Source organism: Planococcus sp. S3-L1 (assembly GCF_030063085.1).
Classification (GTDB): domain Bacteria; phylum Bacillota; class Bacilli; order Bacillales_A; family Planococcaceae; genus Planococcus; species Planococcus kocurii.
On the sequence record NZ_JASISN010000005.1, the window covers coordinates 118,338 to 141,379 of the forward strand.

At 40.7% G+C, this 23,042-nt stretch carries 20 protein-coding genes; 6 read left to right on the forward strand and 14 right to left on the reverse strand.

The genetic code is table 11. The features are described 5' to 3' along the window. Positions 1-16 precede the first annotated feature (16 nt). From QMF37_RS07400 to QMF37_RS07420, 5 genes are all read right to left on the reverse strand, one after another. On the reverse strand, positions 17-733 hold the full coding sequence (locus tag QMF37_RS07400; protein WP_071154532.1) for a PspA/IM30 family protein: 717 nt from the start codon (positions 731-733) through the stop codon (positions 17-19). 243 nt (positions 734-976) lie between these two features. After that, on the reverse strand, positions 977-2,191 hold the full coding sequence (locus QMF37_RS07405; RefSeq protein ID WP_058386155.1) for an acyl-CoA dehydrogenase family protein: 1,215 nt from the start codon (positions 2,189-2,191) through the stop codon (positions 977-979). A gap of 29 nt (positions 2,192-2,220) precedes the next feature. After that, positions 2,221-3,369 carry a CaiB/BaiF CoA transferase family protein gene (locus QMF37_RS07410; protein ID WP_143039559.1) on the reverse strand — a complete coding sequence of 383 codons (1,149 nt, stop codon included), beginning with the start codon at positions 3,367-3,369 and terminating at the stop codon, positions 2,221-2,223. Between the two features lie 283 nt (positions 3,370-3,652). Further along, positions 3,653-3,865 carry a hypothetical protein gene (locus QMF37_RS07415; RefSeq protein WP_058386157.1) on the reverse strand — a complete coding sequence of 71 codons (213 nt, stop codon included), beginning with the start codon at positions 3,863-3,865 and terminating at the stop codon, positions 3,653-3,655. A gap of 112 nt (positions 3,866-3,977) precedes the next feature. Beyond that, positions 3,978-4,301 carry a DUF3870 domain-containing protein gene (locus QMF37_RS07420; RefSeq protein ID WP_071154534.1) on the reverse strand — a complete coding sequence of 108 codons (324 nt, stop codon included), beginning with the start codon at positions 4,299-4,301 and terminating at the stop codon, positions 3,978-3,980. A 181-nt stretch (positions 4,302-4,482) separates the two neighbouring features. Here QMF37_RS07420 and QMF37_RS07425 point away from each other — a divergent pair, with 181 nt between their 5' ends. The 5 genes from QMF37_RS07425 to QMF37_RS07445 all read left to right on the forward strand — a co-directional run bounded on the left by QMF37_RS07425 (position 4,483) and on the right by QMF37_RS07445 (position 8,562). Beyond that, the gene (locus QMF37_RS07425; protein ID WP_071154535.1) at positions 4,483-5,976 is read left to right on the forward strand and encodes an MDR family MFS transporter; all 1,494 of its coding nucleotides are present in this window, start codon (positions 4,483-4,485) and stop codon (positions 5,974-5,976) included. 178 nt (positions 5,977-6,154) lie between these two features. Further along, positions 6,155-6,529 (forward strand): GntR family transcriptional regulator, encoded by a 375-nt coding sequence (locus QMF37_RS07430; RefSeq protein WP_049694831.1) that lies wholly within the window; start codon positions 6,155-6,157, stop codon positions 6,527-6,529. Next, on the forward strand, positions 6,529-7,401 hold the full coding sequence (locus QMF37_RS07435; protein ID WP_078080181.1) for an ABC transporter ATP-binding protein: 873 nt from the start codon (positions 6,529-6,531) through the stop codon (positions 7,399-7,401). The genes QMF37_RS07430 and QMF37_RS07435 overlap by 1 nt, the downstream gene beginning before the upstream one ends. A gap of 1 nt (position 7,402) precedes the next feature. Further along, positions 7,403-8,113, forward strand: a complete 711-nt coding sequence (locus QMF37_RS07440) for a hypothetical protein (RefSeq protein WP_071154536.1) — start codon at positions 7,403-7,405, stop codon at positions 8,111-8,113. A 59-nt stretch (positions 8,114-8,172) separates the two neighbouring features. Next, positions 8,173-8,562 carry a hypothetical protein gene (locus QMF37_RS07445; protein WP_078080180.1) on the forward strand — a complete coding sequence of 130 codons (390 nt, stop codon included), beginning with the start codon at positions 8,173-8,175 and terminating at the stop codon, positions 8,560-8,562. A gap of 57 nt (positions 8,563-8,619) precedes the next feature. Here QMF37_RS07445 and QMF37_RS07450 read toward each other — a convergent pair whose 3' ends face one another. The 4 genes from QMF37_RS07450 to efeO form a co-directional block, all read right to left on the reverse strand. Further along, the gene (locus tag QMF37_RS07450; protein WP_071154537.1) at positions 8,620-9,042 is read right to left on the reverse strand and encodes a YybH family protein; all 423 of its coding nucleotides are present in this window, start codon (positions 9,040-9,042) and stop codon (positions 8,620-8,622) included. A gap of 158 nt (positions 9,043-9,200) precedes the next feature. After that, complete coding sequence (locus QMF37_RS07455; RefSeq protein ID WP_078080179.1) at positions 9,201-10,955, reverse strand: FTR1 family iron permease; 1,755 nt, start codon at positions 10,953-10,955, stop codon at positions 9,201-9,203. Next, a complete protein-coding gene (gene efeB / locus QMF37_RS07460) occupies positions 10,930-12,204 on the reverse strand; it encodes an iron uptake transporter deferrochelatase/peroxidase subunit (RefSeq protein WP_078080178.1) in 1,275 nt (424 codons plus the stop codon). Before efeB ends, QMF37_RS07455 begins: the two co-directional genes overlap by 26 nt. 5 nt (positions 12,205-12,209) lie before the next feature. Continuing rightward, positions 12,210-13,055 (reverse strand): iron uptake system protein EfeO, encoded by an 846-nt coding sequence (gene efeO / locus QMF37_RS07465; RefSeq protein WP_071154538.1) that lies wholly within the window; start codon positions 13,053-13,055, stop codon positions 12,210-12,212. A 232-nt stretch (positions 13,056-13,287) separates the two neighbouring features. Between efeO and QMF37_RS07470 the strand changes: the two genes are divergently transcribed. Beyond that, positions 13,288-13,851, forward strand: a complete 564-nt coding sequence (locus QMF37_RS07470) for a DUF4256 domain-containing protein (RefSeq protein WP_071154539.1) — start codon at positions 13,288-13,290, stop codon at positions 13,849-13,851. Between the two features lie 62 nt (positions 13,852-13,913). On the opposite strand, the gene ltaS is transcribed toward QMF37_RS07470, so the two are convergent. The 5 genes from ltaS to QMF37_RS07495 all read right to left on the reverse strand — a co-directional run bounded on the left by ltaS (position 13,914) and on the right by QMF37_RS07495 (position 23,011). Further along, positions 13,914-15,866 carry a lipoteichoic acid synthase gene (ltaS, locus tag QMF37_RS07475; protein ID WP_071154540.1) on the reverse strand — a complete coding sequence of 651 codons (1,953 nt, stop codon included), beginning with the start codon at positions 15,864-15,866 and terminating at the stop codon, positions 13,914-13,916. A gap of 259 nt (positions 15,867-16,125) precedes the next feature. Next, positions 16,126-16,887 (reverse strand): hypothetical protein, encoded by a 762-nt coding sequence (locus QMF37_RS07480; protein WP_071154541.1) that lies wholly within the window; start codon positions 16,885-16,887, stop codon positions 16,126-16,128. Between the two features lie 4 nt (positions 16,888-16,891). Further along, positions 16,892-20,728 carry an AAA domain-containing protein gene (locus QMF37_RS07485; RefSeq protein ID WP_078080177.1) on the reverse strand — a complete coding sequence of 1,279 codons (3,837 nt, stop codon included), beginning with the start codon at positions 20,726-20,728 and terminating at the stop codon, positions 16,892-16,894. Positions 20,729-21,031: 303 nt separating this feature from the next. After that, entirely contained in the window at positions 21,032-21,610 is a 579-nt protein-coding gene (locus tag QMF37_RS07490) for a PepSY domain-containing protein (RefSeq protein WP_071154542.1), read from the reverse strand. Positions 21,611-21,793: 183 nt separating this feature from the next. After that, positions 21,794-23,011 (reverse strand): M20 metallopeptidase family protein, encoded by a 1,218-nt coding sequence (locus QMF37_RS07495; protein WP_283477571.1) that lies wholly within the window; start codon positions 23,009-23,011, stop codon positions 21,794-21,796. Positions 23,012-23,042: the final 31 nt, after the last annotated feature.

The window sequence follows — 23,042 nt, forward strand, 5'->3', positions numbered from 1 at the left end:
TCTTACACTGCACATATCATTCATTTTTGCCCAACTGACTTTTCAATGCTTCTAGTTCATCGTCTACATTAATGCCTGCTTTTAGCGATTCCAATTCATCGTCGACAGATGTGTCGCTATCGTATTTCGAAGCCAAATCTTTAATATCTGTTTCCGATCCTTTGTTGAGTTCGGTCATAGCAATGGCTTCGTCAAGTTCTTGGTTGATCTTCTGCTCCATTTTATCAAAAGCAGAAATCCGCTCGCCTGCACCGTCTACTGAAGAAGCAAAATCATTCATGCGTTTTTGTGTCTTTGCAACTGCAGCTTTGCCTTTTAGCTCTGAACGGCGAGATTCAAGTTCTCCAATGTCCGACTCTAACTTGTCATGCATTTGGCGCATTTGTTGTGTATTGGCCGCTGCGAGTTCAACGGCTGTTCCTTTGTCTGTTACTCTTTCAGAAAGCTCTGCTTTTCGTTGCAAAAACTTCCGCGCATCGTCTTCATTGCCTGCTTCTAAAGCTTTTACGGCATAGCGCTGCATGTCGTCAATCTCTTGTTCAACCTCTGACAGTTCGCGGCGTTCGCGTTTTTCAGCTGCCATAATTGCGGCTGTTTCCGATTTCACTTTTCCTAAATCACTGTTCAAATCACGTAAATACTGATCAATCATTTTCTCAGGATCTTCTGCTTTGTCTAGTAAAGCGTTAATATTACTCGTCATAATATCTTTAAAACGTTTTAAAATTTCCATCATCATTCTCCTCTTTGTATAGTTTTTCTTTACTTCCAATATTCACTGTAGCTATAGCGATGAAAAAACTTCTCCATTCTAGTATAACGCATTAATCGACTCATTTAATCTGTAACGAAAGAGAATTCAGTCTTTTCTATTTTTCAAAACTAAACCAACCTGATGAAAAGAAAAAAAGCTGGTAACCCCTTTGCAAAACTTGACTGCCATTCGCTCAGGGGCTTCCAACTTTAAAACAAATCCTTAGCGGCTAGTTGTCGGATCGGCTTGATGCTCCCAAGCAGGTAAAGTTTTCGACAACGCCTTATCTTCTTTATAACCTAAAGCATATTCTGCTTGCATGATTGTATGAATTTCTCGTGTTCCTTCGTAAATAACAGGTGCTTTGGAATTGCGCAAATAACGGCTGACTGGATATTCATCGGAATAACCATAAGCTCCATGTATTTGGAAAGCATCGTCCGCTGCTTGATTGGCAAAATCACAAGCCTGCCATTTTGCTAAAGACGTTTCACGTGTATTGCGTTTTCCTGTATTTTTTAATTCACCTGCACGGTAAACGAGCAAACGGCTCATCTGGAATCCTGCTTCCATTTTTGCAATCATTTGTTGAACCAACTGATGTCTACCGATTTCTTTACCGAATGTCTGACGCTCGTGACAATAACTCACACTTGCCTCAAGACATGCCATAATTTGCCCAACTGCTCCAGCGGCAACCGTAAATCGACCGTTATCTAGTGCCGACATCGCAATTTTAAATCCTTCGCCTTCTTGCCCTAACAAATTTTCTTTCGGTACTTTAACATCCTCAAAAAACAGTTCTCCTGTATTTCCTGCTCGTATGCCATGTTTTCCTTTAATTGCCTTCGAGGAAAATCCTGGCCACGTACGTTCGACAATAAAGGCAGAAATCGCTCCATGCTTTTGTGATTGGTCGCCCGTGTAAGCAAAGACGAGAAAATAATCTGCCACATCACATAAAGAAATCCACGTTTTCTGGCCGTTTAACACGTAATGATCGCCTTGTTTCACAGCAGTCGATTTCATAGCTGCAACATCCGATCCGGCTTCTGGTTCCGTCAATCCAAAAGCACCCATCTTTTCCCCTTTTGCTTGTGGGATTAAGTACTGCTGCTTTTGTTGTTCTGTTCCCCATTGAAGAATGGTTAAGCTATTTAATCCCGTATGGACAGAAACGGCAGTACGGAAAGCCGTGTCTCCACGTTCAAGTTCTTCGCAAACGATTGCTAGCGAATTGTAATCCATGCCACTGCCTCCGTATGCTTCGGGAATACAGACACCCATCAATCCAAGCTTTGCCAATTTTTCATAAATCGCTGGATCTGATTTACCTGCTCGGTCCCAGTCTTCAATAAATGGCATGATTTCTTTGTCGACAAAGTTTCGTGTCGTGCTGCGCAACATGTCTTGTTCTTCTGTGAATGAAAAATTCATCGTCAATCTCCCCTTACTAATAAAGTGAATTACGTAATAGAATATTGCCCTAAAATCTCTTCATTATGTTCTCCCACATTTGGCGGATGACGTTCCATTTTGACCGGTGTCCGCGACAACTTTAGCGGACTGCCTATCAATTTAATTTTTCCAGCTGTCGGATGATTTTGTTCAATGAACATATCACGTGCTTGAAGCTGTGGATCATGGATCATTTCCGCTATCGTCTGAATGGGTCCGGCTGGGATGTTATTTTTTATGCATATAGCCTGCCAATACACTGTTTTTTGTGTCAACAAAGCTTCCTGCAATAATGGCACAAGGCTGTCACGGTTCTTTACTCGTTTCGGGTTGCTGTCGTAACGTTCGTCCACTGCGTACTGGGGTTTCCCTAAAACCGTACACAGTGCCTGAAATTGCTGATCTGTGCCAACAGCAATAACCATTTCTCCATCAGCTGTTCGGAATGTCTGATAAGGAACGATGTTGGCATGCGCATTGCCTAGAGCTGTTGGTATGTGTTCGTCCATTAAATAATTGCTACCGATGTTCACTAACGCACTAACCGCTGTATCATACAAAGAGATATCTAGCTTTTGTCCTTTTCCTGAGTGAACGCGCTCGAGCACTGCCGCCTGTATGCCAATACAGGCATACAATCCAGTCAGTATGTCGACAATCGCAACGCCTGATTTTTGAGGCCCTGACTCATTCGTACCCGTTATGCTCATAAGTCCGCTCATCGCTTGGATAATGAAATCATAACCTGGTAAATGTCGGTTAGGTCCTGTTTCGCCAAAACCCGTGATCGAACAGAATACGATAGCTGGATTAATAAGCGATAATGTCTCATAACCCAGTCCCAAGCGTTCCATCGTACCGGTCTTGAAATTACTAACGACCACGTCACTTTCTGCTACAAGATTTTTAATAGTAGCGACACCTTCTGCTGTTTTCAAATCAACAGTAATGGCTTTTTTGTTGCGATTGACGCTCAGGTAATAAGCACTGACCCCTTTTTGAAAAGGAGGACCCCATTTACGGGTTTCATCGCTGCCACCGGGCGCTTCCACTTTGATTACTTCTGCCCCGAGATCTCCTAAAATCATCGTGCAATAAGGACCAGCCAGAACGCGTGATAAATCGAGTATCTTCATGCCTGCCAATGCTCCTGCCACGTTCACCTCTCCTTTCCCTGCAACTGCCATGCAAAAAAGCCAGCCAAAAAAGACAACAGCAAAACTGCTTGTCTGAATGGACTGGCTTTTATCTACGTATGAAACTCCTGAAAAGAAATTTCAGCAGACTAGGCAGCATAATTTTTTTCGTATCGTACAGATCGTGCGAGATAAACGCTGTAACGTTTTAACACGACTCTTAGTATCACTGTAATACAGAACACAGGGTTTGTAAATCGAAAAGAGTGTTTAATCTGACTATTCATCACTTTCTCCAGACTAACTAAATAGTCCGGTTTTCTCCATTTCGTTTATGGGGCGCCTCTTTAGAATAATCTTTCGCTTTCTCCATTTCATCTGTAGCGTCTTCGTAATTAGTCGCCTCACTGTCGCTGTCGAAAGCTTCTTTTGTTTTCTTGACGGCTTTATCAATTACCGATTGTGAAGGAGCCGATTGTTGTTCAGGAGTTTTTCCTGCTGTGCCTTTTCTCGCCATTCTAATCACTCCGATTCCAAAGATTTACTTGTTGTATACCCAACAAAACTGAAGCTAACCTCTTTATTGCTGCTTCTGCTAAGATTCAGTTTTTGATAGTTTACTGTTATTTTTAAGATGACCGGGAGCTTCCTTTATAGCTTTCATAATGCTTAAAAAGGTCTTTCAATGCAGAAGCCAAAGCATTTCCTGCTTTTCCAAGATAATGAGCCTTTATATCTGCTAATGGTTTTTCAATACCGTCTTGCAAACTATAGCCTCTCAGTAACTGTTGGACAAACTCTTGGCCGTGAGCTGTTGCCAATGTGCAGCTTGCCGATACAATCACACTGTAATTCTTATCAATTTCTGCAGTAATGGTCAACGTTTCATATATATTTTGAGCGGCCATCCCCGCTGGAAGTCTAGCATGACCCGCGATAAAAAGAGTATTCATTCGATATCTTCTCCTTTTAGTTTAACTTTACCATACTGTCTCTATGATATTGAAAAAGAGCAATAACTCAAAAAAACTTTCTTTATTGTTAAAATCGTGCATTCGAATTTGGTTTTTTTTGTACAGAGGACTATGATATGAATATCTTTTACATACTCTAAAAGAATGGCGGGTGGAAATCATGAACAATACAGGTCAGAGTAATATTAAAGTGGTCATCGGTGGATTATTGCTAGCGATTTTAGTCGCAGCCATGGACAATACGATTGTCACCACTGCCCTTCCTTCTATTGTCGGGGAGCTTGGCGGTGTCGATAAATTTGTCTGGGTAACTTCTGCATATCTAGTTGCACAAATGGCAGGTATGCCTATTTTCGGTAAATTATCCGATATGTATGGTCGCAAACGATTTTTTATGTTCGGGCTACTTGTTTTTATGATTGGTTCAATGTTATGTGGCACCGCCGATACCATTAACGAATTGATTATTTTCCGTGCGATTCAAGGAATCGGTGGCGGAGCGTTAATGCCAATTGCGTTTACGATTATGTTTGATATCGTACCGTTAAAAGATCGCGGGAAAATGAGCGGCATGTTCGGTGCAGTTTTCGGCATCTCCAGTGTATTTGGTCCTCTTCTTGGTGCTTACATTACAGAATACATTAACTGGACGTGGGTATTTTATATTAACATCCCACTTGGCTTGATTGCCTTTATCATGGTCGCCTTTTTCTATAAAGAGTCACTCGAGCGCTCTAAAGGGAAAATTGACTGGCTAGGTGCTGCTACATTAGTTGGCGCGGTCGTTTCTTTAATGTTCGCAGTTGAACTAGGTGGTAAAGAATTCGCTTGGATGTCCCTTCAAAGCTTTGCCTTGTTTGCAAGTTTTGTCATACTCACGATTGTTTTTGTTATCGCTGAGCGTCGTGCTGTAGAACCCGTTATCGACTTTAGCATGTTTAAAGAGCGATTGTTTGCGACGAGTGGGCTAATTTCCATTTTTAGTGGTGCTGCTTTTATCACAGCTTCTGTTTATATTCCTTTTTATATTCAAGGTGTGCAAGGTGGCGATGCGACGAATGCCGGATTCGTGCTCTTGCCGATGATGGTTGGATCGGTTGTCAGTGCCTCTATTGGCGGTGCATTAATGACGAGATTCACATATCGTTCTTTCTTAGTTCCCACTCTTGCTTTGTTGACAATTGGAATGATTTTGTTAGCGACACTGTCTGTTGATACACCACGATTTATGGTTGTCGTGTTTATGATTTTGGTAGGACTTGGCATTGGGGCTTCGTTTTCCGTCATCCCTTCAGCTGCGATTCATCCATTTTCTATTCGTAAACGAGGAGCTGCAACATCTACAGTGAGCTTTTTGCGTACATTCGGAATGACCATCGGGATCACTGTTTTTGGAATTATTCAAAGCCACTTATTCAGTCGGAACTTAACAAAGCAGTTTGGAACTGAAGCTGCTCGTTTTTCAGGAGATTCTCGTGCTCTACTATCTCCCGAAGCGCGTGCAAATATCCCTACTGACATAACAGATCAATTGATAAGTGCATTATCTTCTTCAATTTCGAGCACATTCTTCTGGGCGATTGTTCCCGCTTTCTTAGCGCTATTAACTGCCTTTCTGATGAGTAAAGAAAAACTTGGAGATAAAATCGAATAACTATTCCACACCCATCATGCGTATCATATCCCGTTTTAAGTAGTCTTTACGCGCTGCTTAAAACGTTTTTTATTGAAAAAACTTTCATTGTTAATTGACAACTAACTCATTACGATATATGGTTATATACATAAGTATACAACCATATATCCTAACACGATCATAGGAGGTGTTTTTAATGAACAATGCGTTTGATTCGAGCAAGCCGATTTTTTTGCAAATTCGTACATTAATTGAAGATCAGATTGTCAATGATCAGCTTCAAGAAGGTGATCAAGCACCATCGACCAATCAACTTGTTAATTTTTACAAAATTAATCATGCGACCATTTCGAAAGGGATTAACCAGTTAGTAGATGAAAAAATCTTGTTTAAGAAAAGAGGGATTGGCATGTTTGTAGCAGAAGGGGCAAAACAAACATTAATAAGACAACGTAAAAAAGCATTTGTTGATAATTACGTCAAAAGCCTTGTTCAAGAAGCGCAAAAACTAGGAATTACAGAAACAGAAGTCATTGAATTGATCAAAAACACGAAAGGAAGTGAAATCTGATGGCCGCTGAGGTGAATCTAAGTAATGTCACAGTAACATTCGGAAAGTTTGAAGCGTTAAAGAATATTTCATTGACACTTGAGCCCGGGAAAATCCACGGACTGATCGGTCGCAATGGTGCTGGAAAGACCACTCTTCTTTCTTTGGTTGCGGCTTTCCGTGAGCCAACACAAGGTCAAGTAGAAATTGATGGCGAACCTGTCTTTGAAAATCCTAACAAGATGCAGCAAATTGCTTTTCTTTACGAAAAAAATTACAGCGAAGAAGATGATAAGATTCCGGTTATACTAGAGTTTTCTAAACGGTATCGCCCGAATTACGATGAAAAGTATGCTAATTATTTATTGCAACGCTTCCATCTACCACTAGACAAACCGATTAGTAAATTATCAAAAGGAATGCAGTCGGCTCTCACTGTGGTCATCGGCTTGGCTAGTCGTTCGCCATTAACCATTTTCGATGAAGTATATCTCGGAATGGACGCCCCTACTCGTGAAATTTTTTATCAGGAAATCTTAGCAGACCAAGAGACGCATCCTCGAACCTTTATTCTTTCTACTCACTTGATTTCAGAAATGGAGTATCTTTTTGATCAAATTGTCATTCTCGATCAAGGTCGTCTAATACTGAATGATGATTATGAAAGCATTTCTGCTCAAGGCGTTTCTATTACAGGAGCAACCGATCAAGTCGATGCCTTTGTCTCAGACAGAAAAATACTAAACGAGCAAAAACTAGGCACTACGAAATCTGTCATGTTCTACGGAACAATTTCAGAACAAGAACGACTTACTGCTCAAAAACAAGGCCTTGAAGTTGGTCCTTTGTCATTGCAAGATCTATTTATTCATCTAACAGAGGAGGTGCGTTGACGTGACGCAAGTCAAACTCTACTCAAAAGTCGCAGTCGACCTTTTTTACGAACAGGTTAAATGGAGTATTTGGTTTTTCTTCTTTGTTACGGCTGCTCATGTTATTGGATTGGTTATTGCATCAAAAAATAATGCCAGTATTCAAGGGTTTTTCGCCTTTTCAACCTATTCTGTTGCTATTTTTATGTTGGTGTGCGGAATTATCGCAGCATATAGTTTTTTAGGCTATTATGTTCAACAAGGCATTACTCGTAAGGACTTGTATGCCGGAACGGTTATTTCCACATTTTTCTTGGCGCTGGCTGTTACTCTTATTCCACTTGCGCTTAACGGCATTGAGCATTTAATTTCCACTTTTGTGACACTGCCTATTGATGCAAACACTTATATGATATTCGATCTAGCGACAGGTTGGTTTTCAGCATCAGGTATGTTCTTCTTAGATATCTTTACGTTTTACCTGATTGGCTGGCTGATCGGCATTGGTTATTACCGTTTCGGATGGCTTATTGGTTTTGGCTTTATTGCAATTGCGATGGGAGCTCTCAGTCTAAATAGTTTTTTTTGGACCGGCAGTTCGATGATTCCATGGATTCCCTTTATTTCTATAGAAGTTAGCATTACACTAGCAACAGTGGGATCATTGATGCTAATCACACTACTGCTAGTAGCTATCAGATTGCTGACAAAACGCATTCCGATAAAAATGTGAAAAAAACGTTTTGCTTTTCTGCATCTCGATTTACTCAACTACCTTATGGAGGTCATATCTTGGAAAAAACATGGAGTCTTCGTTTAATACGCTTTTCAGCAGTTTTTGGATTGTTTGGTACGTTTCTTGGTTCGCAAATGGCAGGTGAAATGGATTATGCCCTACGTCCAATTCACGCACACATCCTGCTCGTTGGCTGGCTTTCAGTCTTTGCTTGGGGGATCTTTTACCGCGTCTATACCATCCGTTTCAAAAAGTTAGTTGCGATTCACAGTGTACTCGCGATGGTTGGAGCTTTCACGCTTACTGGGGGTATGTGGCTATACACTATCAACCCATTTAATTGGAATGAAACCTTGGTCATGATTTTATTCATCGTAGGTGGCAGTTTGTTGTTGCTCGCATTTTTGCTGTTCTTAATCATTACCTTTTTAACAGAAAAAGAATAGAAAGCAAAAACCCCTGGCAGAAAAGCACGTTTTTCTGCCAGGGGTTTTATTTTTAGATTATCCAAAAATCGCTTTCCCACTTTCCATGTCAATCGGCAGCGACGAATGTTCATGAACAATACGCCAAGAATCGTCTATTTTTTCCATAACAAAAGTAAACCGATTGCTCATCTTTCTCAATTCCTTACCTGTCTGGTCTAAAGCTGCAAAGCTAACAGAGCCATGAACATAAGCCATTTCTGCATTTTCTTTTCCTGCTTCTTTGTGAATTTCTACCCCAAGCTTCATCTCTTCTTCAGCCAATCTACGAAACCATTCTATCACCATCGTACTCCACTGCTCTATTCCATGGTATTCCCACTCTTCCCAGCAATCAAAAACATGAACATTTGGTGCATAGCTTAAAAGGAATTTCTCCACATCTTGCTCGTAAACAGCATCCCGGTAGTTTTGAAGTACATCTTGAACATCAGTGAACATAAAGCTCCTCCTCTAGTTCGTTTTCTATTCGTTTTCTAGTTAGTATCTTTCGCTAAATTCAGTAAGATGTCCTGCATGGATCAGTTTACTTTGCGTAAAATCATCTTTTCAAACACAAAAAACCCACGAACTTCCTTAGAGGAATTTCGTGGGTGTAATCACCCTTCTACTGCTACATTGCTAGTTTTAGCTGCGTTCTTTTTATAAAGTATGGTCGCTACAATCAGTATGACCAATATCAACTGACCGCTCAGCGTTTCTACAGATGGATAAAATCCGATGACATTAATGACAGGCAAATCAGCAAGAATATGAGTTGGCAACACATTGGTTAATTGCAAGGTATGAATACTCGCGCCAATAATTTTAAATGCTAACAGGTAAATGAAGACAGTTGCTACACCAAAAAATAAGTGCATCGGTATCTTTTTACTGGCTTTTGCAAAAAAGAAAGCTGCTGCTACTAGTATCAGTAGCGCAAGGACGATTCCCAAACTAAAATCGAAGGTCGACATTTTCGGTGCAATGCCCATATAAAACACGACCGTTTCTGCCCCTTCTCTAAATACCGTCAAAAAACTCAAGACCGTCATGGCCAAAACGCTTTGTGTGGATAACGCTTGGTTCATTTGTTTTGCAATGTATTGATTCCATGCAGTGACAGTTGATTTGCTGTGAAGCCATACACCAACACCTAGCATCATCGCTGCCGCAAGTAGGCCAATATAGCCTTCCATTACTTCGCGACTGGCATCAATGGTTCCGGACTGAAGCAGCGTAGACATCAATACTGCAGCAAGGATACTCACCGCAATACCCGCTGCCGCTCCGATATAGACATAATGCTGCATATGTTGCTGACCCGCTTTTTTCAAGAACGCAATCAACGCAGAAATAATGAGCAACGCTTCTAATCCTTCACGTAACAAGATCAAGGCAGAGTCCCAAAAACTGTATTCCGTATCTTGTTGGATAAAATTGATTTGTTGTTTTAAAGAAGCAATCTTCTCAACAACTGCAGAAACTTGTACTTCGTCACGAGTCAAATCACTCACAAGAAGAGGGAGTTCCGCTTCAATTTCGCTGTACAAGCCGGCGTTTTTTGTGCGAATTTCGCCTTCGACACTTGGCCAAATTGTGATGAATTTCTTCAACGCCTCTGCAGCTTGGTCAAACTCTTTTTCTTCAATTGAAGCTTCACTTTTTTCTAACAAGCCAATCAAAGTTGCTAAAGAATAAGTAGTCGTTGCAGTTGATTCTTTTATTTTTCCAGCAGCAAAATTTTGAATCGTTTGATCAAGTGCTTCAACCTGCTCACTAAATGCCGCAACATCAAGACTATCTTCAGCTAAAGAAATCCGCATAAAGGACATTTGTGTTTCTACTTGCCCATAGGCTGCAATGCTCTGCTCTTGAACAACTCGCTCATTTTTCGACCAAACCCCCAGAAAAACTGAATACGCATCTTGAATTTCTTGTGTGTTTCCAGAATCGACTGCTGTTTTTAAGTCAACGACAAATGGCTCTGTTGCTTGCAAAAAATCCTCTCGTCCCGCTTTTTCGTCAACGGGGTTTTCAGCTTTTTCGTAGGCGGTCAGTGCTTTTGATAGTCCGGTTAATGCAGTTAATCGCTCTTCACTGGTTGTTGCAACCAAAGCTTTTTCAAGCGAGTTCGTTACTGCTTGGGATTCCTCCCCTTCCGTAACGCTTAGCTGTTGCCATTCTTTTTGAAAATCTTCAATGGCCTCAACAGCTTTTACATCATCATCATTTTGAGTGCTCATAATCGCGTCGGTAATCGAAACATAGAAAAGACCAAAAGATTGTTCGGCAGAAGCATGATTATGAGCCGGAACCAATAGTAATACAATCGCTAGTAGAAGAATTTTAAAGTACGTTAAAAAGTTTCTCACCAATATAGCTCCCTTTTTGTATACCAGGGAAGCAAGCGAAAATACCGCTACCTCGATGGGTAATATATTCATTCAGTTTATCCGCACGTCCTAATGCATTTTGAATATTGATAAACTGCTTTGGATTTTTCTGAAACGAAATGAATAATAAGCCTGCATCATATGCGCCTGTTTCATCGATCAATCCACTGGAATAAGAAAAGCCTCTTCTCAAAATCCGATCTTTCACTTTCCGCGCAAGTGCCATATGTGAGTCGGCTGGAATATGCGGATTGCCACTAGCATCTTTCGCATTTAAATCGACTTCGTCAAATTCTTTCTTTTTACCAATTGGAGCGCCGCTGTCACGATGTCTTCCAAAAGTTGCTTCTTGTCCTTGCAATGAAGTTCGATCCCATGTCTCTAAATGCATCTGAATTTTGCGGACGACTAAATAAGTTCCGTTAGTCATCCAGCCTGTTGATTCATTAGGTTGAACCCATACAACTTCCTTCATATCAACAGCGCTTTTCGGACTTGGGTTGACGGTTCCATCTTTAAAGGCAAATAAATTTCGGGGCGTTTCTTTTTTATCTTTTACTTTAGGTGTCGATGTAAATCCTGTCTGTGTCCATTTTAATGTCACTTTTCCTGTAGCAGCACGCACTAAATTACGGACGGCATGAAACGCGACTTGTGGATCATCAGCGCATGCTTGTATACAAATATCCCCGCCTGCAAATTTATCGTCAATTTGGTCTTTAGGAAAATGAGGCAGCTCAGTCAATTCAGTTGGTCTCTTAGATCCAAGACCAAGCTTGTTGTTGTCGAATAACGATGGGCCAACGCCAAACGTAACGGTTAAGTTAGCAGCATCTAACTCCGCTGATTCACCGGTGTCTTTCGGTGGCGTAAATACCCCTTGAGAACTTTCTTCCAATCGTTCTCCGTTCATTAAACGTACGGCCAGAGGAGTCCACATCTTAAACAAGTCCTGTAACTCACTTTGTGACTCCACCAATACATTCAACGAAGCAAAGTAAATGTGCGTGGTGGTATCAGTTGTTATGCCTGACTGATGTTTTCCGTAAAACAAAACTTTGTTTTCAGCCGTTTGATCGTCATCAAGAATGTCAAAGCCAAAAGCTTTTGCCATGCCACCCATTCCAGAAGCAAGCACAGCAGCTCCTGCTGCACTTGCTCCTGTGATTTTCAGCATATGGCGTCTTGAAATTTTCTTTTCCAACCATTTTTCGTCTTTTTCAGTCATTACATTCACTCCATTATGATACCCATCCGACTAAGTGGTTCACCTAACTGGTTTACTGCTTCTGCTAATTGTTTCGTGTCTTCAGAAGTCAATTCCTCGTAAGAAACAAAACCATCTTCACCCGTTGCGTGTTTGTCTAATAGCCCATATAAAGCATCGAATTTTGCTTGCAAGTCTTCCGTAAGTGCCGCATCTTTCTTTTCGATTTCAGGTTCTAAAATGTGGAAGATCTTTTCTGCACCTTCGACATTTGCTTGAAAGTCATATAAGTCGGTATGAGAGAATATTTCTTCTTCGCCAGTAATTTTCGAAGTAGATACTTCATTCAACAAATCGACTGCGCCTGTCATCATTAAGTCTGGCGTCACTTCTACCGTTTCGACTCGAGCACGAAGTTCTTTCGTATCGACCAATAATTGATCCGCTACTTCTTCATAACCTTCTGTTGTATTTTCTACCCATAGGCCGTACTCAATTTTGTGGTAACCTGACCAGTCTTCTTCACCTTGACCGGCCTCTTCGATATCTGCAAGTCGAGCATCAATACGGGGATCTAAATCGCCAAAGCTTTCTGCAATTGGTTCCGATCGCTCGAAATACATACGTGCTTGTGGATAAATCGCTTTCGCAGTTTCAATATCCCCGCTTTTCACAGCTTCTGTAAATTTTTCTGTTTCTACTACAAATTGGTTCATTTGCTCAATCGCAAATTGTTTATAGGCATCTACTTCATTTTGTAAATCGATCGTTTCTGCAGCTACTTCAGGCTGTGAACTCGCTTCTTTTTCTGCACATCCTGCTAATGCAGCACTTATTAATATGGAAGATAGTAAAAATGGAGCTTTTTTCATGTATATCCCTCTTTCATCTTTTGTTTCTAATTAATAATGATAATCGTTATCAATGAAAAGTCAATGGGATTTGAATGGATATTAGTGACAGAGCAACAACTCTTACAAAAAAATATTATAACCCCTCTTTTCTCTCCTTACATAAGAGTGCCAGTTGCTTAGCTATTCAAAACCGTGCATAATTTAATAAAAGTCAGTTTGTAGAACGTCGAGAACGACAGGAGGAAAGCGCATGGCTAAGAAAAACGCATTAACAGCTGAACAGCGAGAAGAACTACTCGGTACGCTGAAAATCCGTTTCGAAGAAAATATCCAGCGTCACGACTGGATGCAGTGGGACGAAATCCAGAAAAAGTTGGAGACCCAGCCTGACAAGCTTTGGTCACTGCACGAAATGGAGCGAACTGGCGGAGAACCAGACGTCCTAGAGTTTGATGAGACAACAAGCAATTATGTCTTTTACGACTGTTCACCAGAAAGCCCGAGTGGTCGCCGAAGTATTTGCTATGATCAAAAGGCATTGGACGCTAGAAAGAAAAACAAACCTGACAACAATGCTCTGTCCATGGCTACTGCTATGGGTATTGAACTGCTGTCTGAAGATCAATACCGGGTATTGCAAAAACACGGTAGCTTTGATTTGAAAACATCAAGCTGGGTTCTGACACCTAAAGAAATCCGCGATCTCGGCGGCGCTCTGTTCTGTGATTTCCGCTATGGACAAGTCTTTTTGTACCATAACGGTGCGGACTCGTATTACGGAGCAAGAGGATTTAGAGGGTTTTTGAGAGTTTAACTAAATGCAAAAAGCATCCTAAAGACGGTGTAATCCGTCTTTAGGATGCTTTTTTGTTATCGTTACTCAGCTTCTTCTACTTTATCATTTTGATAGTTATAGTCAGCCGGATCAATTGGTGTAAATCCGTCAGGTGTGTAGAACCTCAGCAAGTCACTAGTAACTAATTGATCAGATAATTCCAGTTCGTAATTAGATTGTTGTTGGAATTTCTCTGCTTGCTCGAGTTGTGTATCTTCTAACGGCAATCCCGTTTTAGGGTTGTAATATTTTTCGCCGATTGAATAGATTTCAGGACTGACGTAATCGCCATTTCTAAATGTCACCAGTTCCTCGTGGTCTTCAGATAGTAAATCTGCACCAAAGTGAATGTAATTTTCTGTTTCAACGCCAAGCATGTGCATAACAGTCGGCAGAAGATCGATTTGTCCACCATAAGTATGGTCAACGCCGCCTTTCATACCTGGTACATGAATGAATAGTGGCACGCGCTGAAGATTAGCATTTTCAACTGGTGTAATTTCTTTTGATAGAATTTGTTCCATTGCTTGATTGTGATTATCGGAAATCCCGTAATGGTCACCGTACAAGACAACCATCGTGTTATCATCCAAACCAGACTCTTCTAGTTGCGTGAAAAACTGCTCGATTGCTTCATCTGCATAACGAGCCGTTTGGAAATAATTATCAACACTTGGATCGCCCGTTGTAGCTTTTCCAATTGTCGTCAAATCCTGATTGATGTGATAAGGGAAATGATGCGACACTGTCATTAATTTCGTGTAAAAAGGTTCTGGCAAGGTTTCTAATAGTTCACCTGATTGCTCAAAAAATGGCTTATCCATAACGCCGTATTCTGCCATGTCTTCTTCAGTCAAATTGGTATACGATTCGATGTCGAAGAAATGATCATAACCAAAGGATTTATAAATTTCCGAACGATTCCAAAACGTTCCGTTATTGCCATGGAACACAGCTGATGTATAACCTTTATCCTTCAATATTGCCGGAGCTGCTTGGTACGTATTCTGGCCTTTTGTTATAAATGCCGAGCCTTTTGGTAACCCATACAAAGAGTTTTCAAGCATGAATTCTGCATCTGATGTTTTACCTTGAGCTGTTTGATGGAAGAAATTATCGAAATACAATGTGTTTTGATCACCGATCAGTGAATTCAAGAACGGCGTCACTTCTTCCCCGTCCAGTTCATAGTCCAGCAAGAAGGTTTGGAACGATTCAAGATGTAGGTAAACAACGTTCATGTCTTCAGCAGCACCAAAATAGTCTTCGTTGGGCTTTGCGTAATTCGATTTTGTATAATTTAATACTTCAGTTTTATCATCGCTATCAGCAAGAACCCGTTGTGAAGAGGATTTCAAGGTTTCGACCGTGTCATAAAGCGCGTAATTGTACATACCTAAATATTTTACGATATAGCTTCGATCAAATCCACGCGTCAACAACTGTGGGCGATCTTTTTCCGCTAGAGCCAAGTTAAAGAACGAAATGGCTAACGCAATCGTAATAACCGGAAGAATAACTTTCGTCTTAAAATTTCCGGACTCTTTTTTAACTCGATTTGATCCTATAAGAATCGCGAGTACTATTACATCAACAAAGAATAGCACATCGGTTGGCTGGATTAATGTAATAATACTGCCGCCTAAATCACCGAAATTTTGCGTTTGAAACAAAGTTGGCAAGGTTATAAAATCACTAAAGAAACGGAAATACACGACGTTGGCATATAATAACACCGACATTAATGTGTAAATGAGTAGCAGCGACCAGTATTTTCGCGCCCCTTTAAAGAAGAACGACAAACTTAATAGGAGTAACGCGGACCCAAGTGGATTGATAAACAGCAGAAACTCTTGGAGCACTCCGTCAACATCTAGTTTAAATTGCATTTTCTGAGATACATAGGTTTTTATCCAGAGCATAGCGACTGCCAAAACGAACAGAGGCACATACTTGTTAACTATTTTTTTATTTAATGATTTACTCTTTTCCATATTGCACCTTCTCATTATTAGTATTCACAGGGACTTGGGGACGTTTGGTTAAAAATTTGAACCCAATAGCTTAAGTAAATTTCATGTAAAAATTATGACAAACTCTATTTTACTCTAATATACTAGAAAATGACAGCTTGTCGTTCTTTCAGAATATTCATTTAAACCAATAGAAAAAGACATAGTTTCAGTTTCGAAACCATGTCTGCTTTCTTCAACCTATTAAGTTAGTAGACGTCACTGCAGTAGAATTAGTTCCTCAACTTAAAGCTACTTTCTGTTCCTCCATCACTTTGCGCCATTTCACAAGCTCACGTGCTTCAATCTGCTGCTCCAACATTTCATCCCAACCGCCAGTTGCTGTATTCCAGACACGAGCATAAAAAATGTCCTGCTTTTCGTCGTATAATTGAAATTCAATGCACGGGAGATAATCTGTAATTTGTTCGATACATGCTGTAATGCCTGTAACGATTGTTTGGAAACCTGCTTCTTTTAAAGCTGATTTTTTCTCGAAAAGAAGTTGTTGCATGCGTTCTTTATTCAAACTGCCTTTTCCCGGATAGCGATACAACGGTAATGATTCTTCGGCTTCGGGATGTCTATTTTCTTCTGCTAACTTGTAGTTGTCGTGACTAGCACTATAGGCAATTACGGTTTCGTCACCTGCATTTTCTTCATCAAAAATACCTTGACTAAGATAATCATAGCCTTTGGTCGTTAACTTATAACCCGGCTTTTCTAGTTGGATCAATCCGGTCCGTTGCATTTTATCAATCAAGTCACGAATAAACAATTCTTCTACAAACAGCATTTCAGCCAAAGTCGCAGCTCGGCGAATATCCGCTTCTTGAAACGATAACAGCAGCATTTTCATTAAAATGTCCATCTTTAATCGCTTAACTTGGCTAAAGCTGACTTCGTATAATACACTTGGCAACTTCCATAGCTGTTCGTTGACGACGGTGACCTCTGGATTTTCTGCTACAGTTGATCGTAGCTCTTTTATCAATTCGTCCACATCGTCACCCCTTGCTGCTTTCTAAGGTCTTTAAGCCATCTGTCTTTTTCACGACTGCTAATACATGCTTGTACATTTTTTTGGTTTCTGTTTGCTTGGCCCGTTCTGTAAACATCTGAGAACTACCGACAAGTACCAGTAATTCTTTGGCACGTGACAATGCGACGTTCAATCGCCGATAGTCTTTCGCAAAGCCAATATCGCCATGCTTGTTTTGGTTGTTGCGCACCATACTTAGTACGATGATGTCTCTTTCACTTCCTTGGAAACGGTCGACTGTGCCTGTTCGAACCGTTAAATGTGGCAACTGTAGCTCTTGGTCAATCATTCGCTGAAGTCGTTTTACTTGTTCCCCGTAAAAACTAATGACGCCAATACTTTTTTGTTGGTCTAGAGCGATTCGTCCAGCTTGTTTCGCTTCACCAGCTGCTTTATTCAATTCTACCAATAACGAACGGATTTCCTGAATTTCCGCTGCGTTGTACAAGCTCTTGCCTCCGTTCATGCGTTCTTCAAAATATGCCGATTCGTTTGGCAAATCAAGCCACATCAGATGATTGCTACGCTTCACGGTGGTTGATTCGAGTAAATGGTCACGCTCTTTGTCAGAATCCTCAATGCCACATTGCAGCTGGTCGTTTTCTAACTGGTAAAATGGCGAAATGGTTTCCATAATGTCTTCGTGCATTCGGTACTGAATGGCCAACATCGTTTTATTGGCTGCTGGTAGATTTTTATACAATCGTTCAAACAACGATTCCTCAAGTAACTTCTCAAGCTCTTTCTTTTCTTCAAAACCGTTGTCTTCATCAATCATTTCTTGAAGCGTTTCCTCTAATGTGTCATTGCCAAGAAGTGGTGGCAATTGATGATGGTCACCGACTAAAATAATCTTTTGGCCTTTGAGCATGGGCAGTAATAATTCGGGCGGCGTGGCTTTGGATACTTCATCAATGATAACGACATCAAACTCGGGATAGTTGTCGATAAAATCTTTGCGTGCCGAAGCAACACAAGTCGTACCAATAACGTTGGCATGCTTAATATACATTTTTCGGATTTCGTCCAAATCGTGCTCGCTCGCTCCTACTAGTAAATCCAGCCATTTTTTCTGTACCGATTGAAGCAGCGGTAAATTTTTCATTTCTTGCTTGAGCGATTCTTTTGTAAAGGACAAACTAGCTAGTTCTTTTGCCGTTCTTTCATAATCCTGTTCTGGATTTAAAGCTAGGACTTCACTCAAAGAATGCAACTCTTGTTCGTAGCTGGTTGCAACTGTTTTTAGTTGTTGGATTTCGACATCTACTTTGCCAATCTGGGCTTCTTTTTCTGCTAGTAAAGTTAGCTGTTGCGTGCGCTTAGCTTTATCGTTCTCAATTCTTTGTTGCGCTTGTTCCACTAAAGCTTGTTCTTTTTGCAACTCCACAAGTTCTGTTTTGTGTTGACGAATCGCGGCTTCTACATCAGCTGGCAAGTCCGCTGAGTTGGGCATTTGGCGGTAACGTTGTTCAAGCGGCGCTAGATCTTCTTCTAGCTTTTCTTGTTTTTCTAACCATTTTTCGTCCCACACACGATATTGTTCTTGCTGTTTTTTTAGTTCTTCGCATAATGCCTTTTTCAAGTCATCGAAAGCTCGCTTAGATTCAGCTGCATAGACGTCGACCGGTTTAAATTTTGCGCCTCTTCTCCACAAATTATGTTGCCGTCTGTACAACCCAATTAACGCTTTTTGTAAAATGGTCGGATCGTTGCGTTGTGTACTTTTCAAAACCGCTCTCAGCTTCTCTAAATACTCATCAATTTCAGCTGAACTATACGTTTCTGTTTTCAACAATGCTTGCTTTTTTAACTTATCTACAGAAATATCAACAGAAGTCAGTAGGTTTTCAATATACGTAATGGCGTTAGATACCAGCACGTTGTATTCGTTAAGCTTAGTCCAATCTGCCATATTTTCACGGTTGGCTTCTAGCCGATTCACTAAATAAGTAATAGCAGATGTTTCTTCAATTCGTTGAACTTTCATTACCTGAAGCAAGTCATCCATTTTTTTAATGCTATCCATATTCTCAACAGCTATTGCCTTTTGTTCAATAATCTCTGCCATTTGATCACGCTTTTCGGTAATCACTGCAATTTCTTGTCTTTTTACGACTAAGTCTTGTTCCAGTCTTTTCAAACCGAGTGCACGTTCAAGCAACTGTATAGTTTGTTGAATATGCTGTTCTTGCTGAAGTCTTTTGTCGCTGTCATGATGATCAGTAAATGCTGTGTCTCGGTGAATAGATGCATTAATTTTCTCGACAACTTGCGTTATCTCCTGGCTTTCAGAGGTCGTCTTGTCTTTTTGAAGTTCGAGAGCGTCTACCTTTTTTTGTTCACTATCAAGCAGTTGCTGAATTTTTTGTTGTTTAACTTGCGCTGCCTTTTTCTCTTCGACGGCTGTTGCCAAACTTTCATATAGCGGCTGCAACTTCTCAGTAGCTTGTTGGTTACTCGTTAGTTCACTTTCAAGCTGTGGTTTACGTTTTTCACGCATTTCGTATTGAGCCGTAATTTCTTTTAAGGTATGGTCTTTCCAATACTGACCGACATTTTCCTCAATAAATTTCTTGCCTTCTTCTTCGATGCTTTCCGTTCGTCCGACACGCAAAATCCGAATATCTTTGTTGGCCAGTAGCCTTCCAAGTGCGTTATCAACAGCTAAATTCGACTGCGAAGCGACAAGTGTTCGCAGTCCCTTTTTAGCATTTTGCAAGCAAATTTCCGAAATAACTGTAGTTTTCCCGGTACCCGGCGGACCTTGAATAACGTATAAGTCTTTCGCCGCCATTGCTCCCGACACCGCTCGTTGTTGGAACTCATTGAGTCGGTTATGGAAAGTTAAACGCTCTAAAGGTTGAAGTGGTTGGACTGGAGGCTTTTCTTCAAACAAGATTCGGTCTAGATTTGGATTTACCGCGAGACCTTTTTCAAGATTCGCAAATCCTTGCCGCAACCTTCTGATTTGGCTCAAGGCTGCGAAATTGCTGAAAACCACTTCTTTCTTATCGAGTGTTAACCCTTTTTCCCGTAGTTGCTTGACGATATAGCTTTGCAATTCTACTTCCACTGTTCGATTTGCCGCTTTAATAACCGTTCCAACATCCCCTGTAATTCCAGTGAGGCGCACTGTCAGGTTTTTCACCTGTTTCCATTGCGTCTCTTTTAACTGACAGCCTTTTAACGTAATACGGCTAAAATCATGGCTAAATGACAAGTTAGAAAAAGAAGTCTTCACGTCTGGTATGTCCATGCCACGCTCTTGAATTTTCAAATAGCCTTCCCAACTACCAATCCGTTTTTTAACATAATCTGAACTTTCTTTGGCTGGCGTCAACCGTTTGATCATATTGATCAAAGGCACTGACGCCGGTTCACGCGTTTTTTCAAACGTCAAGTTTGCCTCTCGTTGCCAATTAGTTCCGAGCGCCTGGTAGGATTTCCGTTGCGTCAAGTTAGTGATGAGCAAATGATGATTGGTAAAGACCCCGTGCAAAACAATCGAGGCTTCTGCTTTTTTGCCAGTCAATCGTGCGTTCTCCGACCTGTCCAAAATCAACGCAACCGAAAGCTCGCCATCCGCATTGGAAGGATAACGCTCGATAAACACCTTAAAGGCTTTGTCCGCAACAAAAAATGAGCGTTCGCTGATACCGAACACGCCCATTTTTTCCGCTGCCGTCTTAGTTAGTCGTACCGAAGTTTTATATGTTGCTGTCTGTGCATTCGTCATGTAATCACCTGTTCTTTGGAGCTGAAGAAATTTCAAATCGACGTATTTCGCCTGATCTGTTTTCATCTAATCATATCATCTATTTGAGCTTATGCGTTTTTTTAGTTGTGAATTTTACTAGACGCCTGAGATTTATTAACGAACAAACGGAGAATTTTTAATTACTCTCAGCTTAGCTTTAAATGACATCCGGTTATGTTTAGTAGAAGAAATAGCATATTTGAAGATCCAGCAATCAAGAAGAAACAGATACTCTTCCGTGTAAATTTTAATACTTACGTACACTCTTTCAAACACAAATGCCCCCTTCAAAAATGAAGGGGGCATTTAATCGTTTTATTTATTTTCTTACTCACATGGACGGATCAATTAAATCGTACCGTTATACACCAATCCACCATTGTTCACATCAATAATTTTAAGGTGCTGATCGTATTTCACAAAAATGGTTTTGTATTGTTTTTTTCCATCTTCGCTCACTAAGAACATAATGCGATTTCCTTGATTGTCAGTAGATAAGTGGAAAGTTAGTCCATCTGTGTTCACTTGATCAACAATCATGCCGTACTCCTCAAAAGAAGCTACATCAGCTGGCTCATTTGGATAATGACCATTATCTGAAGGATTGTCTTCCTCTTCTTCTTGCTCCACATTACCTGCATGTTGATCTAAGATTTCACCTTTTACTGCATCAACGTTAAATTCATACTCACTCGTATTGCTTGCGATTTCAATTTCATAATAATTGCCATCTTCTTCAAAAGAAAGTTCGACTTCTTGAACAGTTCCTTCTGTATGATCAAATGCAATTTCAAGTGCTCTTTCTGCAGTAATTCCAGGTTGCCCTACCGAATTACTGTCATTGGACGCTGCAAAAGCTGCTACTCCACCAAGACTCCCTACAACAACCGTACCTACTACTGTTCCAATCATAACTTTGTTTTTCAAAATTATTCCTCCTCTACTTGTTTTACACATTAAGCATAATCTTTGAAAATGAGCTGAGAATGAGAAGAACATTAAAATTTGATGAGAACTATCTATATGTTTACATAAAGTATTTATTAAGTTCCACTAATCTTTTCACAATAAAAACCCTTACGCCAAATATGCTAGCGTAAGGATTTCTCATTATAAAAGTACCAAATTTTTTTTCAATTCCTTCTTTATTTCTCCATCTGACAAATAATTCAATGCCCCACCAATAAAAATTTTACCGATATGTTGAATGGACATTTCGTCCACATCAAACTTAGGATGATGGTGAGGATAAACGGCATTTAGTTGAGGATTTCCTCCACCAACCATAAAGTAGGTGCCAGGCACTACTTGTTGATAGAAAGCGAAATCTTCACTGCCTGTCATTTTTTCTGCATCACTAACATTCTCAGTGCCTAATACCCATTTTGCAACTTCGCGAATGCGATCTGTTTCGGTCGCATCATTGAATATCGATGGACAGTCTCGAATGTAGTTGAACTTCACAGTTGCCCCCGCTGCTTCACAAGTAGATGTTGTTACTTGTTGCATAGCTTTTTCAATCACGTCACGCGTCTCTTCGTCAAATGTTCGAACTGTTCCTTTTAACGAAGCTGTATCCGGAATGATATTCGTTACACTCCCACTATGAATAGCTCCTACTGTTAATGCAGCTTGACGCATTGGGCTCACACGGCGGCTAATGATTTGCTGGTAGTTCACGACTAATTGACAAACTGTAACAAGCGCATCAACCGTCATATGTGGTGATGCACCATGTCCGCCAACACCTTGGACTTCCACGTAAAAATCATCTTGTGCTGAAGACGCATAGCCTTCAATCACTTGCGCGGTACCCACTGGTTCGTGTGACATAACATGAGCGCCATAAACCACATCTACTCCGTCAAGACAGCCGTCTTCTATCATAAATTGTGCACCACCAGGAGTTGTTTCTTCAGCAAATTGATGCAAGAACACAATAGTCCCTGGTATCTCTTCTTTGATTTCACTTAACACTTTCGCTACTCCAAGCAGCGTCGCCGTGTGTAGATCATGTCCACACGCGTGCATAGCTCCAGCTACTTGTGATTTGTATTCGACTTGTTTTTCGTCTTGAATTGGCAGTGCATCAAAGTCTGCACGAAGAGCAATTGTTTTTCCCGGTTTCCCACCTTTAAGATACCCGACAACACCCCGTCCACCTACGCCTGTTCGTACATCAAGCCCAAGTTCCGTTAAATATGCCGCTATTTTTTTCGGAGTCTCTACTTCTTCGTTTGATATTTCAGGATTCCTATGCAGTTCTCGTCGAATTTCAACTAACTCTGGATAAAGCTCTTCGTAACGCGTAAACAATTTATCAAGCAACAGATTGTCCTCCTTCTAATTTCAACTCTTC